12 protein-coding genes are annotated in these 13,917 nt (G+C 70.3%); 1 reads left to right on the forward strand and 11 read right to left on the reverse strand.

Annotated features, from left to right (window positions below):
* Positions 1-41: 41 nt before the first annotated feature.
* The 11 genes from ACQEU1_RS10710 to ACQEU1_RS10760 all read right to left on the reverse strand — a co-directional run bounded on the left by ACQEU1_RS10710 (position 42) and on the right by ACQEU1_RS10760 (position 13,366).
* Positions 42-1,646 carry a 5-guanidino-2-oxopentanoate decarboxylase gene (locus ACQEU1_RS10710; RefSeq protein ID WP_433198876.1) on the reverse strand — a complete coding sequence of 535 codons (1,605 nt, stop codon included), beginning with the start codon at positions 1,644-1,646 and terminating at the stop codon, positions 42-44.
* On the reverse strand, positions 1,643-3,628 hold the full coding sequence (locus tag ACQEU1_RS10715) for an acetate--CoA ligase family protein (protein WP_433198878.1): 1,986 nt from the start codon (positions 3,626-3,628) through the stop codon (positions 1,643-1,645). Before ACQEU1_RS10715 ends, ACQEU1_RS10710 begins: the two co-directional genes overlap by 4 nt.
* Positions 3,625-4,791, reverse strand: a complete 1,167-nt coding sequence (locus ACQEU1_RS10720; protein ID WP_433198880.1) for an acyl-CoA dehydrogenase family protein — start codon at positions 4,789-4,791, stop codon at positions 3,625-3,627. Before ACQEU1_RS10720 ends, ACQEU1_RS10715 begins: the two co-directional genes overlap by 4 nt.
* Positions 4,792-5,070: 279 nt before the next feature.
* Complete coding sequence (locus ACQEU1_RS10725) at positions 5,071-5,442, reverse strand: GntR family transcriptional regulator (protein ID WP_382439001.1); 372 nt, start codon at positions 5,440-5,442, stop codon at positions 5,071-5,073.
* Between the two features lie 123 nt (positions 5,443-5,565).
* On the reverse strand, positions 5,566-5,964 hold the full coding sequence (locus ACQEU1_RS10730; RefSeq protein ID WP_433198882.1) for a hotdog domain-containing protein: 399 nt from the start codon (positions 5,962-5,964) through the stop codon (positions 5,566-5,568).
* A complete protein-coding gene (locus ACQEU1_RS10735) occupies positions 5,961-6,713 on the reverse strand; it encodes an OAM dimerization domain-containing protein (RefSeq protein WP_433198884.1) in 753 nt (250 codons plus the stop codon). Before ACQEU1_RS10735 ends, ACQEU1_RS10730 begins: the two co-directional genes overlap by 4 nt.
* Entirely contained in the window at positions 6,706-8,277 is a 1,572-nt protein-coding gene (locus ACQEU1_RS10740; protein ID WP_433198886.1) for a lysine 5,6-aminomutase subunit alpha, read from the reverse strand. The genes ACQEU1_RS10735 and ACQEU1_RS10740 overlap by 8 nt, the downstream gene beginning before the upstream one ends.
* Before the next feature lie 3 nt (positions 8,278-8,280).
* On the reverse strand, positions 8,281-9,828 hold the full coding sequence (locus tag ACQEU1_RS10745) for an amidohydrolase (protein WP_433211425.1): 1,548 nt from the start codon (positions 9,826-9,828) through the stop codon (positions 8,281-8,283).
* Positions 9,821-10,831 (reverse strand): L-erythro-3,5-diaminohexanoate dehydrogenase, encoded by a 1,011-nt coding sequence (locus tag ACQEU1_RS10750; RefSeq protein WP_433198888.1) that lies wholly within the window; start codon positions 10,829-10,831, stop codon positions 9,821-9,823. The genes ACQEU1_RS10745 and ACQEU1_RS10750 overlap by 8 nt, the downstream gene beginning before the upstream one ends.
* A gap of 70 nt (positions 10,832-10,901) precedes the next feature.
* Positions 10,902-12,410, reverse strand: coding sequence for an alpha-amylase family protein (locus ACQEU1_RS10755; RefSeq protein WP_433198890.1), 1,509 nt, complete (start codon positions 12,408-12,410; stop codon positions 10,902-10,904).
* On the reverse strand, positions 12,407-13,366 hold the full coding sequence (locus ACQEU1_RS10760; protein ID WP_433198892.1) for a TIGR03885 family FMN-dependent LLM class oxidoreductase: 960 nt from the start codon (positions 13,364-13,366) through the stop codon (positions 12,407-12,409). Before ACQEU1_RS10760 ends, ACQEU1_RS10755 begins: the two co-directional genes overlap by 4 nt.
* Before the next feature lie 142 nt (positions 13,367-13,508).
* Between ACQEU1_RS10760 and ACQEU1_RS10765 the strand changes: the two genes are divergently transcribed.
* The gene (locus tag ACQEU1_RS10765; protein WP_433198894.1) at positions 13,509-13,904 is read left to right on the forward strand and encodes an SsgA family sporulation/cell division regulator; all 396 of its coding nucleotides are present in this window, start codon (positions 13,509-13,511) and stop codon (positions 13,902-13,904) included.
* The last annotated feature ends 13 nt before the right edge of the window (positions 13,905-13,917 follow it).

Genomic DNA, 13,917 nt, shown 5'->3' on the forward strand with positions numbered 1-13,917 from the left:
CCCACGCCGGGCAGGGTCGTTTCTGGACAAATCAAGGACGGTCAGGCGCCTGCCAGGTCCCCCGTCACGTGGATCACCGTCGGACGGTCCGCGGTGAACGCCTTGCGCAGCGCTACGGTGAGCCGGTCCTCGTCGTCCACGGTGACGCCGTGGCAGTTGAGGCCGCGCGCGACCTTCACGAAGTCGACGCCGGGGAGGTTCACGCCGTGCACCGGTTCGCTGCGGTCGACCATCTCGCGGCGGATCTCGCCGTAGCCGCCGTTGTCCGCGACGATCACCGGCAGCGGCAGGCGTTCCTGGGCCGCCGTGGCCAGTTCGGCGAGGGTGAACATGACGCCGCCGTCGCCGTGCAGGGCGACTACCTGGCGGTGTGGGGCCGCCATCTTCGCGCCGATGGCGGCTGGCAGGCCGTAGCCGAGGGTGCCGAAGCCGGTCGGGTAGAGGAAGCTTGCCGGGCTGTCCAGGCGCAGGTTTGACAGGGCGCCGTAGTAGCAGGCCATGGCGCTGTCGCCGGCGATGATGGCGCCTGGGGCCAGGGCGTCTGTCAATGACCCTACTAGGGGTAGCCATGGGGTGCCTTGGGTTCTGGCGTGCTTGGTGAAGAGCTTGCGCCAGCGGTCGGCTCTGGTGGTGTCGTAGGGCGCTGAGGAGTTGCCCAGGCGTTGGTTCAGGGCCGCTACGGTGGCCTCGGCGTCGCCTACCAGTGGGTAGTCGGGCAGCGCGTTGGTGATCATCTGGGCCGGGTCCACGTCGATGCGGATGAGGTCGCCGGGGAACTTCAGCGGGCCGTTCCAGAGGTCGGTGGAGGCCAGCTCGGTGCCGATGGCGAGGACTGCGTCGCACTCGGCCACGAAGTCCGCGACCGCCTTGTGGTGCAGGCCCGCGCCTATCGAGAGCGGGTGGTGCTCGGAGACGACGCCCTTGCCGTTGGCCGTGGTCACGACCGGAGCGCCCAGGCGTTCGGCCAGTGCCGTGATCTGCTCGGCCGCGGCCTTGGCGCCGCCGCCGATGATCATGCCCGGCGCGGTGGCCGCGTTGAGGCGTCCTGCTGCGGCGGCGATCGTGACGGCGTCGGCGGGTGGGTGGGCGAGGACCAGTGGGGGTACTTCTGTAACCCCGTCGATGGCGTCGATGAGGTCCAGCGGGATTTCCAGGTGGGCTGGGCGCGGCCGGCCTGACGTCATGTGCGCGTACGCCTGCGCCACGGCCAGCGGGATCTCGGCGACGCTCTGGACGCGGTTCGAGTACCCGATCACGGCCTCCAGCGCGACGCTCTGGTGGCGCACCTCGTGCAGCATGCCGTTGCCACGGCCCGGATGCCGCAACGGCATGCCCGGCGAGATGAGCAGCACCGGCACCGAGTCCGAATAGGACTGGGTCACCGCGGTCATCGCGTTCAGCACCGCGGGGCCGCTCGTCGTGAGGCACACGCCGGGCTTGCCGGTCACGCGGGCGTAGCCGTCCGCCGCGAAGCCCGCGCCCTGTTCGTGGCGGGGCGTCACGTGCTTCACGTCGTGCGCCGCCAACGCCCGGTAGATGCCGAGGTTGTGCGTGCCCGGGATGCCGAAGACCAGGTCTGCGCCGTGGGCCACCAGGGCGCGCACCAGTGCGTCGGCGCCGCTGAGGCGAGGTGGGGTCATGCTCATGCCACGCGTCGTCCGCTCGAATCGTTCACTTCGCTGGAGGGGATGACCAGCGCGTCCACCGCCAGGACGCCGTCCGGCCCCACGCGCACGGGGTTGAGCTCGATCTCGGCCAGGTCAGGTCTGGCCGCCAGCGTCTCGGAGATCTGCGCGATCACCTCGGCCAACGCTGCCACGTCGACCGGCGGGGCGCCACGCGTGCCTGACAGGAGTGGGGCAGAGATGAGGCGTGCCACCATGTCCGTCGCCGTCGCGGGGGTCACGGGGGCGAGCTCGACCGCGGTGTCCCTCAGCAGCTCCGCGTGGACGCCGCCCGCGCCGACGAGCACGACCGGGCCGAACGACCGGTCGCGCTTGGCGCCGATGATCAGTTCCACGGTGTGGTCGCGCGTGTCCATCTCCTCCAGCACGTACGTGCCCGGCCCGAGCCTCGCGCGCATCTCGTCGAACGCCGCCGCGGGGTCGGCGAGGTTGATCTTCACGCCGCCGTGCTCGCTCTTGTGCGGGAGCCAGTCGGCCTTGAGCGCGAACGGCCCGGTCAGCCGCGTGCCCGTCACGTCCTCGACCGACGTCACGGCGTGGGCCTCGGGAAACCGCACGAAGTGCAGCAGCTCGCGCGCCGCCAGGTAGCCGGGTTCGTACGGCGTGGACGTCGTGACGCGCGCAACCACCTCCGCGGTGTGCCCGGTCAACCGATGGGCGTTGCCCAGAGCGGCCATCGCGCGTTCGATCGTGTGCTGCACGGGCACCCCGCCCGCACGCAACGCCCGGACGGCGGCGGAGTCCGCGCGCATGCTGTGCACCACCACGGGAACGCCGGTCTCCCGTGCCACCGAACAGATCCGGGACGCGATGGTCACCTCCGCCGACTCCAGCGACGGCGTGTCCTCGCCGTAGCTGCCGAAGTACCCGGACAGCACCACGGTGTCGATCTCACCGCCGCGCGCCAGCACCTCCACGGCCCGCGCGTAGTTGGCGAGGTCCTGCTCGCCCGCGCCGGCGAGGTCGATCGGGTTGCGCACCGACGCGCCGGCGGGCAGTCCGTCCACAACAGACAGTTGCGGCACCGCGAGACCCGCCGCCACCGCGAGGTCGGCGGCGATCGCGCCCTGACCACCGGAGTCCGAGATAACCCCCACCCTGCCCCCACCCGGCACCCCAGAGGCCAGCACCGACGCCAGGTCGACCAGCGCCGCGGGCGTCGTCACCCGCACCGCGCCCGCCCGGCGGCAGGCCGCGTCGACGACGTCCAAAGAGGACGTGAGCGCCCCCGTGTGCGTGCGCGCGGCCTCCTGGGCCGCGAGGGACGACCCGACGGTCAGCAGCACCACGGGTTTCCCGGCCGCGCGCAGGTCCGACATGGCCGCCACGATGCCGGGGCCGAAGCTCTCCAGGTAGACGCCCACGACCGTGGTCAGGTCGTGGGACACCAGGTCCCGCAACGCTTCCGCGGCCGTCACGTCCGCCTGGTTGCCGACCGAGACGAACCTGCTGACGCCTATCCCCGTCGACGCCGCGAGCCCGGCGATCTCCAGCCCGACCTGCCCGCTCTGCGACACCACCCCGAGCGACCCGGCCTGGAACCGGCCCCACGCGAGGTGCAACGACGTCGCCGCGTCGAACACCCCCAGGCAGTTCGGCCCGAGCAGCCGGGCGCCCGCCTCGCGGATCCGGCCGATGACGGCCTCGTCGATCCCCGCCGGGATGCCCACGAACCCGCGCACCCCCACGGCCAGCGCCTCGTCCACCACGGCCGGCACGTGCGCGGCGGGCACGGCCAGCACGACCAGTTCGGGGGCCTCGTCGAGCTCGGAGAGCGACCGCACGGTCGGCCGTCCGAGCACCGCGCCGCCACCGCGGTTGACCAGGTGCACCGCGCGGCGTTCGTGGCCGTCGAGGGCACCGCGGGCGAGCCAGTGACCCCACTTGGCGGGATCGTCGCTGGCGCCGACGACGGCGACGGACGCGGGATCGGAGAAGATCATCTCGCACCGAGGCCGCGGGAGATGATCAGGCGCTGGATGTCCGAGGTGCCTTCCTCGATCTCCTCGAGCTTGGCGTCGCGCATCCAGCGTTCGACGGGGTACTCGCGGGAGTATCCGTATCCCCCCAACGTCTGCACGGCGGCGTGCGTGCACCACATGGCGTTCTCCGAGCCGACGAGCTTGGCCATCGCCGACTCCTGCGCCACCGCGTGCCCGTCGTCGTACAGCGTCGCCGCCCGCACGGTGAGCAGGTGCGAGGTGTCGACGCGGGTCGCCATGTCCGCCAGCCGGAACGCGACCGCCTGGTGCTGGACGATCGGCACGCCGAACTGCACCCGCTCGTGCGCGTACGCGGTGGCGAAGTCCAGCGCGGCACGGGCGAGTCCCGTGGTGGCCGCGCCGATCAGGATGCGCGACGCGTCGAACGTCCGCATCAGCCCCGCGAACCCCTGCCCCTCCTCGCCGAGCCGGTCCGCGACGGGCACCCGCACGTCGTCGAGGAACACCTCGGCGTTGACGATCGCGCGCTGCCCCATCTTCTGGAACGGCGGCCCGACCGTGAGCCCCGGCGCCGACCGCGGCACGACGAAAGCCGTGACACCACGGGACCTCAGCGCCGGATCGACGGTCGCGAAGATCACGAACGTCTCGGCGTACGGCGCGTTGGAGATCCACGTCTTCTGTCCGTTGAGGACGTACTCGTCGCCCTCGCGCCGTGCGGACGTCTGGATGCTCGCCGCGTCCGAACCGCTGCCGGGCTCGGTCACGGCGACGGCGGTGAGCGGCGGTTTCGCACCGGAGAGCGGCGTGAGGAACCGCTCCTGCTGCTCTGGCGTGCCGAGGTGCTCGACCGGCGCGCTGAAGAACCCGTTGGACGTGACCAGGTTGCCGATGCCGATGTCGCCGTGGCACAGCTCCTGCTGGATCAGCACCTGGGTGAGCAGGTCGGTGACGCCACCGCCGCCGAACTTCTCCGGCAGCATGAACGACGTCAGCCCGAGTGCCGCCGCCTTCTCCCACACGTCGAGCGGCGACTCGGTGTCCGCCTCGTCCACGGCCCGCCCGCGCGGCCGGATCTCGCGCGCGGCGAACTCCCTGGCCAGCTCGACGAACTGCTGTTGCTCGGCCGTGAGCCGCAGGCCGTCGCGGACGGTCCGCCCCATCTCGCACCCCTAAATTGACTGACGAATCAGTTATTCACGATCCACGGGGCAGCCTAGCTCTGTCAAGACGCCTCGTGAGGCTCGCGAACGGGTGACTACCAGGGCGGATGTGATCACTCGCATGGAGCAGGGGCCGACCCCGCAGCGCACTCCCGGTGCGGCGGACGACGATCAGACGCGCGCACGGCTTCGTGATCACGCCGGCAGCCGACGTGATCACGGTGATGACCTATGTGGAACGTCGCGGTTCAGAAACCGCGCTGCATCCGGAAGAACGACTCAGGCGCGGAAAGCCGCGCGGACGATCTCCAGGGCTTCCTGCGGCGCGAGGCCCAGTTCCGCGGACATCGCCGCGTACTGGGCCGCCGCCGCGCGCACGCGTTCGCGGTTGCTGTCGCCGTTCGCGCTGACCACCGTGCCGGCGCGGCCTCTCGTCTCGACGAGGCCGGCCTCCTCCAGCTCGCGGTAGGCGCGCGCCACCGTGTTGACCGCCAGACCCAGGTCTTTCGCCAGGGCACGCACCGTCGGCAGTTTCGCTCCCACCGGCAGCTCCCGGTTCGAGATGGCGTGTGCGTAGTGCACGCGCACCTGCTCGTACGGAGGTGTGTCCCCCTGGTGGTCGATCTTCACCACGCCGCGTCCTCCCCGCATGTAGCGCCTTCTGTATTGACCAACGGGAGAAGGCGGCGGAGGTTGCGGTCAATTCAGCGCGGATTGTTCTGCCCGGCACCCGGACGCTCGTGCCGCCGGCGCGGTCCGGGCCGAGTTCTGGAGCTATTCCGCGGCTTTCGGCGCGACGACCGTGCCGCGGGCGCGCGTCACCACGATCGGCTCCGCGAGCACGTCGGCCGCCGACGGACCGCGTTCGGGCGCGGACCGGCACACCACCCGCGCCTCGAACTCGATCTCCCGCGACCGCGTCCCGATCCGCACCAGCGTCGCCGTCACCTCGACGACGTCACCGGCCTGGATCGGCGCCGCGAACTCGACCGAGCTGTAGCCCGCGAACAGCCCCTCGTCGGAGTCGGTGTGGATCAGCAACTCCGTGGCCACGTCGCCGAACATGCCGAGCCCGTACGCACCGTCGACCAGGTTGCCCCCGTAATGCGCGTGCGAGTGCGGCACATAACGGCGGTGCGTCACCGCGAAACCCTCGACCAAAGCTCCGCTCACGCGGCGACCCCCTTCTTCTCCTGCATCGCGTGCACCAGGTAGCTCGCGACCTCACCAGGCGTGGTACCCCGGCTGAACACCCGGTCAACCCCGAGTTCGCCCGCCATCAACGGGTCGAAGCGCGGGCCGCCGGCGACGAGCAGCGGTCGCCGGTCCCCCATCGCCTCGCGGAACGCCGCCGACATCTCCTGCGTGTTCAGGATGTGCGCGTCCCGCTGCGTCACGACCTGCGAGATCAGCACCGCGTCGGCCTTCTCGGCACGGGCGGACCGCACCAGTTCCGGAACGCTGACCTGCGCGCCGAGGTTCACGACCTTCAGCTCGCGGTAGTACTCCAGGCCCTTCTCGCCGGCGAAGCCCTTGATGTTGAGGATCGCGTCGATGCCGACCGTGTGCGCGTCCGTGCCGATGCAGCCGCCGACGACGACGAGCTTGCGCCGCAACACCTTCTTCAGCATCGAGTTCACTTCGGACGGTGACAGCAGCGGGTACTCGCGCTCGACGACCTTGACCTCGTCCAGGTCCACCAGGTGCTTCACCGAGCCGTAGACGACGAAGAACGTGAAGTCGTCGCCGATGGGGTTCGAGTGGACCACCATCGCGGGGTCCATGCCCATCTTGTTCGCGAGCTGCAACGCCGCGCCGTCCGCCTTGGGGCCGAACGGGACGGGCAGCGTGAACGACGTCTGGATCATGCCGTCGCCGGTGGTGTCGCCGTACGGCCGCACGTACTTCTTCGCGTCAGACATCGTTCGCCTCCAGCATCTCCGAGGCCGGGTTGAAGTAACCGGAGGCCTTCTCGACCACGCCGTCCGCGCCCTTGCCCTTGTCCGCCGGGCGTTTCATCAACCCGAACGTGCCGTCGGCGATCGCGTTCAGCAGGCCGTCGTCCACGATCCGCCCGAGCAGGTCCACGGCCTCGCCGAGCACCTGGTGCGCGCGCTTGACGATCAGGCCGTCCGGCGCCGGGCGGAAGTCCTCCGCGAGGCTGCCCGCCGCGTTCAGCACGTACCGGACGTTCTTCAGCGCCAGGTCGCGGTCGGAGAGGAACGGCGTCACGACCGCCTCGGTCATCATGCCCACCAACAGGATCGACTGTCCTGTCAGGACACCCGCGAGGTTGAAGAACCCGTCCAGCAGGTAGCCGTCGAACACGTCGCCGGTCATGTGCTTGGTCGGCGGCATCCACTTCAGCGGCGCGTCCGGGAAGAGCTCGCGGGCCAGCAACGCGTGCGCGAGCTCCAGCCGGAACGAGTCGGGCACCTTCGGGTTGATCTCGAACGCGTGCCCGAGGCCCAGCAGGTGGTCGGGCAGTCCCGCCTCGTGAGCGAAGTGCTCGTTCAGCAACTGCGAGACGGTGACGGTGTGGGCGGCGTCGACGGCGTCCGCGGTGGTGAGGTAGTTGTCCTCGCCGGTGTTGATGATGATGCCCGCGCGGGCGTGCACCTGGCGGGAGAACCGCTGGTCGACGAACGTGCGGATCGGGTTGATGTCGCGGAACAAGATGCCGTACATCGAGTCGTTCAGCATCATGTCGAGGCGCTGGAGTCCCGCCAGCACCGCGATCTCCGGCATGCACAGGCCGGACGCGTAGTTGGTCAGCCGCACGTACCGGCCGACCTCCTTCGACACGTCGTCGAGCGCCGCGCGCATGATCCGGAAGTTCTCCTGCGTGGCGTAGGTGCCCGCGAACCCGTGGTGCGTCGCGCCTTCCGGCACGTAGTCGAGCAGCGACTGCCCGGTCGACCGGATCACCGCGATGATGTCGGCGCCCGCGCGGGCCGCGTTCTTCGCCTGGACGACGTCCTCGTCGATGTCGCCGGTCGCGACGATCAGGTAGATCCACGGCCGTTGCGCGGGATCACCGAGCTTGGCGACGAGCTTGTCGCGCTGGACCTTGTTGCGGTCAACGGTCTTCAGTCCTCTTGCGACAGCCGAGGTCGAGGCTTTCCGCGCCGCCGTCAGGTCCTTGCCGGTCGGGATCGTGAACTGGATCTGGCCCGCCGCCGTGGCCTCGGCGAGTTCCGTCAAAGAGCCGAGGTCGTGCTGCCGCAACGCGTGGAACGCCGGCAGCACGACGCCGTGCTCCAGCCCGCACTGCTCGCGCACGGTGTCGATCACGCGGTTGACCCACGGCACGTCACCGGCGCGGTGCGTCGAGTCCGCGCCGGTGATGCCCGCGAGGCGGAGGGTGGCGCGCTCGACGGCGACCGTGGTGTGCGCCTTCGCGAGGGACACCACCGGTTCGGCCGCCCGCGCCGCGAGTTCGCGCGCACCGGCGACCACCTGCGGGTCGAGGTCGAGCAACGCCATGAGTCACTTCCTCTCGTAGATCGTCCGGCCGTTCAGGACGGTCCGCACGCAGACGGGCGCGGGACCGGTGAGGTCGGGCAGGCCGGGCACGCCCGAACGCGGGTCGGTCGACCAGCGCTGCACGCGGGCGTCGGACCCGGCGACGACGAGGTCACCGGTCTCCCACACCGCGTACGTCGCGGGCGCGCCGGGCTGCAACGTGCCGGTCAGGCCGTCGTTCACGCCCGCCGCCCGCCAGCCGCCGCGGGTGTGGGCGGTGAACGCGGCGCGTGGCGAGATGCCGTGGCCCTCGGTGCGGTGGTGCACGGCGGCCTTCACGGCGGCCCACGGGTCGATGGCGGTCACCGGGGTGTCCGAGCTGAACGCGAGCGCGACGCCTGCGGCGGCGAGTTTCGAAAAGGGGTTGAGCCCCACTCCGCGCTCAGGTCCGAGGCGCTGCACGTACATCCCGGCCGGCCCGCCCCACTCGGCGTCGAACAACGGCTGGACGGACGCGATGACGCCCCACCCCGCCAGTTTCGCGGCCTGCTCCTCCGACACCATCTCGACGTGTTCGAGGCGGTGCCGCGCGGACGCGAGCGACGGCGTGCCGATGGCCTTCTCGGCGAGCTCGAAGCCCTCGATGACGGCGGCCATGCCCGCGTCGCCGATGACGTGGAACCCGGCCTGGATCCCCAGCTCGTCGCACCGGATCAGGTGGTCGGCGATCTGGCGTCCGTCCAGGTAGAGCGCTCCGGACGTGGCGGCGTCCGCGTAGGGCTCGGTCAGCGCGGCCGTGCGCGAGCCGAGGGCGCCGTCGACGAAGTGGTCGCCGGCGAGGCCGCGCACCTCGACGCCGGGCGGTTCGGCGGCACCCCAGTAGGCCACGACCTCGGGCCCCTCGGTGTGCGCGAGGAGCTCACGCAGGTCGTCCTCGCCGGAGATGTCCGGACCGGCGCACTCGTGCACGGACGCGATGCCCATGGACGCAGCGTGGCGCAGAAACGCCAGTTGTGCGGCCTGACGTTGTTCGGACGTGATGGCGGCTTTCGCCGTGCCGCGCACGTGGTGGTGGGCAGCGCGCGAGAGAGGGCCGTCTTCGGAGTACCCGTCGGCGTGGCGGGCCTCGTCGGTGACCAGGTCCGACGACACCAGCGCGGAGTGCACGTCGATGCGCGACAGGTAGACTGTCTTGCCCTGCGCGGCCTCGTCGATCTCGGCGCGCGTGGGCGCGCGGTTCTCGCTCCACCGCGTCTCGTCCCAGCCGTGACCCCAGACGAGCGGACCGGGAGCGGCGCGCACGGCGTCGAGCAGGTCGTTCACCGAGGACGTCTTCGTCAGGTCGAGGCCGGTCAGCAGCAGGCCGGCGGACGTGGCGTGCACGTGCGCGTCGACGAACGCGGGCGCGACGAACGCGCCGCCCAGCTCGATGACCTCGGCGTCGGGGTGCAGCGCGTGCCCGACCGAGTCCTGTCCGATCCACACGACGACGCCGTCCGTGACGGCCATCGCCGTCGCATCCGGTGCGTAGATGCGGCCGCCGACCAAAAGTTGCGTACTCACGTCACGCAGTCTGCCGTTGCTCGAAGAGGGCCCGCACACCCGCCCGGCTCCGGACCAGGTCCAACGCGAACTGGGCGTGACCAGGCACATAGCCGTTGCCGACGATCATCTCCACGTCGGCGGCGAGCCCCTCCGCACCGAGGGCGGCCGCGCTGAACGAGGTGGCCATCGAGAAGAAGATCACGGTGCCGCCGTCCGCGGTCGCGAGGATGGCGCCGTGCTCGCAGCCGGGCACGTCCACACACACGACCGTGACATCGACCTGCTTGCCCACTGCTTCCGCAACGGCCACGGGGTTGCGTGCGTCGGCGATCACAACTTCGTCGGCGAGGCCGGACTCACGGACCTGTGCGGCCTCACGTTCCGTGGGCACCAGTGCGACGAGACGCGACGCACCTGCCTGACGTGCGGCCGCAAGAGAGAGGGACCCGGACTTGCCGCCACCGCCGAGGACGAGCACAGACCCACCGGGGTGCCTGCGCACCACACGGTCGGTCAGCGCCGGTGCACCACACACGTCGAGCACGGACAGCGCAAGCTCGTTGGGCATGTCGTCCGGCAGCACGGCCGCGATCGACCGCCCGAACAGCACGGCGGTCCCCCGGCACGGCACCTGCTCGTCCTCGCCGTCCCAGTCCTGCAGGCCGTCGGTGATCCTGAGCGGCGTGAGCGTGAGGCTGACCAGCGTCGCGATCCGGTCGCCGGCCTTGAGCCCGAGCGGCGACTCCGGCCCGACCTCGAGCACCGTGCCGAGCAGCATGCCGCCCGACCCGGTGACCGGGTTCTGCATCTTGCCGCGCTCGCCGACGATGTCGAGGACGGCCTGCCGGACCGCGGCGCCGTTGCCGTGCTGCTCCCTGAGCTGCCGGAACGACGCCGCGTCGAGGTTCAGCCGCTCCACCGCGACGATCACCTCGTCGGCCGCGGGCACGGGTTCCGCGTCGAGCCGCCACGCCTGCTGCGGCAGTACCCCGGCCGGTTCGAGGACGCGGTGCAGTCCGTACGCGCTCACGCGAAAATCCTTCGGTCGACGACGCTGTCTCTGCAATATCTTCACGCTAGACGTAAAGATTCCGCAAGCATCACTCGACGGTCAGGCGGTACCAGCGGCAGTCGTACGGTGCCAGATCGACCTTGGCCCCGCTCTTCGCGGGCTTCACGCGCTCCCCGGTCAGCACGTTCGTGAGCGGCCCCTCGGCGGGAACGCGCACGGTGATCTCCTGGTCGGTGAAGTTGTGCACGACGATCACCGCGCCGCCGTCGCAGTCGGCGCGATGGGCGAACACGGCGGGATCGCCGACGTCGAGCACCTTCACCTCACCCCACGCGAGCTCTGGGCACTCGCGGTAGCACTCGACCAGCCGTCGCATCCAGGTCAGCAACGAGTCGGGGTCGTGCCGCTGCCGTCCCGCCGCGTCCCAGTCCATCGGCACCCGCACGGCGAGCCTGCCCTCCAGCGACAGGTCCTCCTCCAGCCCGATCTCCTCGCCGTAGAACAGCACGGGCGTGCCCGGCAGGCTGAACAGCAGGCTGTAGACCATCCGGATGCGGCGCTGGTCGCCGTCGAGCATGCCCGGCAACCGCCGGCGCAGGCCCCGCCCGTAGAGCTGCATCTCCGGTTTCGGGCCGAACGCGTCGAAGACCTCCTGGCGTTCGTCGACCGGCAGCTTGTCGAGCGTGAGCTCGTCGTGGTTGCGGACGAACGTCGCCCAGTGGCCGTCGCGCGGCGGTTGCGGCCGTTCCTGCAACGCCTTGGTGAGCGGTCCGCTCGACTTGCGGGCGAGAGCCAGGAACAGCGCCTGCATCCCGACGAAGTCGAAGCACATGGTCAGCTCGTCGCCGACGCCCTGGCCGTAGAACGCCATGATGTCCTTGTACGGCAGGTTCACCTCGCCCAGCAGCACGCCCTCACCGTTGCGGCGGTTGAGGAACGCGCGCAGGTCCGTGAGGTAGTCGTGCGGGTCGGGAAGCGCGAGCGCGTCCATCGGGTCGTTGTGCTCCAACAGGAACGGGACGGCGTCCACGCGGAACCCGCTCAGCCCCAGTTCCATCCAGAAGCCCATGATGCGGGCGATCTCGTCGCGGACCTGCGGGTTGGACACGTTGAGGTCGGGCTGGTGCTTGTAGAAGCGGTGCAGGTAGTACTTCCCGACCTCCTCGGAGTACTCCCACAGCGAGTTCTCCTTGTCGGGGAACGTGATCCCCTGCGGCCCGTCGTCCTGGGGCTCGTCGGCCCAGACGTACCAGTCGCGCTTCTCCGGGTCGTGGAACCACGGGTGCTGGTCGGAGGTGTGGTTGACGACGAGGTCCGCGATGACACGCAGGCCACGGTCCCGTGCGGCGCGCACGAACTCCACGAAGTCGCCGAGCGAACCGAGCCGTGGGTCGACGTTGTAGAAGTCGGTGATGTCGTAGCCGTCGTCTTTTTCGGCGGTTGGGTAGAACGGCATCAACCACACACACGTGACGCCGAGTGCGTGGAGGTGGTCCAGGTGTTCGGTGGCGCCGCGGAAGCCGTCGTCGGTGAACGTTTCCACGTCGAGGCAGTAGAGAACGGCGTTCTTCCACCAGACGTCGGACGTGCGGATCACGCGGTCACCTCCGGTAAGACGTGCTCGCCGAACGCGTCGACGAACGCGGTCAGGTCCTGGCCGACGTGGTGCAGGTAGATCTCCTCGAAGCCGAGTTCGGCGTAGGTGTGCAGTTGCTCCATGTGCCACTTCAGGTCTGATGACACGTTCACGACCTTGGCGACTTCATCGGGCGTGACGTGCTCGGCGGCGATGTCGAAGTGTTCGGCGAGTTCGAGGTCCCAGCACACAGGCGGGCGGAACACGTTGGTGCGCCATTGTTCGTGCGCGGTCTTGATCGCGGTGTTCTCATCGGGGTCCCAGCTCAGGTGCACCTGGAGGTGCAGCTTCCCCCGGCCGCCGGCGTCGCGGTAGGCGTCGGCGAGGGTGCGCAACCGGTCCGGTGGCGCGTTGACGGTGATCAGCCCGTCGGCCCACTCCGCGCACCACCGGGCGGTCTCGGGGCTCACGGCGGCGCCGATCAACAGCGGTACCTCGTCCGGCAGGGTCCAGAGCTTCGCGCGGTCGACCGTGACCAGTCCGTCGTGGCTGACCTCCTCGCCTCCGAGGAGTGCGCGGATGACGTCGACGCACTCGCGCAACCGGCGCGTGCGGACGTCCTTGCGCGGCCAGCCCGCGCCGGTGATGTGCTCGTTGCTGGCCTCGCCGGTGCCGAGCGCGGCCCAGAACCGGCCGGGGTACATGGCGGCGAGGGTGCCGATCGCCTGGGCGGTGATGGCCGGGTGGTAGCGCTGGCCCGGTGCCGTGACCACGCCGAACGGCAGGTTCGTGGCCTGCAGCGCCGCGCCGAGCCACGACCAGGCGAACCCGGACTCGCCCTGCCGCGCGCTCCACGGCGAGAAGTGGTCGGAGCTCATCGCCGCGCCGAACCCGGCCTGTCCGGCCCTGGTCACGGCGTCGAGCAGGCGGCTGGGGTGGATCTGCTCATGTGACGCATGGATGCCGTAAACGGTCATGCGACTCCAGTACCCAGGAAGCCTCCGGGAGAAGCACGCGCAGGTGGGAGGGCGTTCGGAAAAAACTTCGGCGATTTCTTGAACCGCCCCGCGACCACACCCGTGTTGATGGCAGCACCCTCACCGCGGAGGAGGAACGGCGATGTTCAACGAGACTCGGGTAGGCACTGCCACCGTCGTTGAGTTCATCCGGCCGGACGGCTCGGTCGAGCCGATGAGCGTCGACCTCCAGTACCGGTCGGACGATCCCCATGCCGTGACCATGCGGTTCCAGGCACGGGACCAGGAGTCGAGCTGGCTCGTCGGCCGCGAGCTGCTCGCGGACGGCATCCTGGCGCCGTCCGGGCTCGGGGACGTGCGGCTGCGGCCCGGTGACGGGGACGTGCTCGTGCTGGAGCTCTTCACCGAGGACTCGCACGCGGTGTTCCACCTGTCGGCGGCGGAGCTGCAGAAGTTCCTCGACTCGACGTACGCGGCGGTGCCCGCCGGGCGTGAGGTCCTCGACTTCGACCTGTTGATGAAGGACCTGCTCGGCTGACGGGCGTTCGCCC

Source organism: Lentzea sp. CA-135723 (assembly GCF_050936595.1).
In the GTDB taxonomy this organism is placed as follows: domain Bacteria; phylum Actinomycetota; class Actinomycetes; order Mycobacteriales; family Pseudonocardiaceae; genus Lentzea.

What these genes read in the sequence shown, in the direction of transcription:
- ACQEU1_RS10710 (WP_433198876.1), bottom strand. Translation starts at nt 1,646, where the DNA reads ATGAGCATGACCCCACCTCGCCTCAGCGGCGCCGACGCACTGGTGCGC.
- ACQEU1_RS10735 (WP_433198884.1), bottom strand. Translation starts at nt 6,713, where the DNA reads ATGTCTGACGCGAAGAAGTACGTGCGGCCGTACGGCGACACCACCGGC.
- ACQEU1_RS10720 (WP_433198880.1), bottom strand. Translation starts at nt 4,791, where the DNA reads ATGGGGCGGACCGTCCGCGACGGCCTGCGGCTCACGGCCGAGCAACAG.
- ACQEU1_RS10760 (WP_433198892.1), bottom strand. Translation starts at nt 13,366, where the DNA reads ATGACCGTTTACGGCATCCATGCGTCACATGAGCAGATCCACCCCAGC.
- ACQEU1_RS10740 (WP_433198886.1), bottom strand. Translation starts at nt 8,277, where the DNA reads ATGGCGTTGCTCGACCTCGACCCGCAGGTGGTCGCCGGTGCGCGCGAA.
- ACQEU1_RS10765 (WP_433198894.1), top strand. Translation starts at nt 13,509, where the DNA reads ATGTTCAACGAGACTCGGGTAGGCACTGCCACCGTCGTTGAGTTCATC.
- ACQEU1_RS10725 (WP_382439001.1), bottom strand. Translation starts at nt 5,442, where the DNA reads ATGCGGGGAGGACGCGGCGTGGTGAAGATCGACCACCAGGGGGACACA.
- ACQEU1_RS10715 (WP_433198878.1), bottom strand. Translation starts at nt 3,628, where the DNA reads ATGATCTTCTCCGATCCCGCGTCCGTCGCCGTCGTCGGCGCCAGCGAC.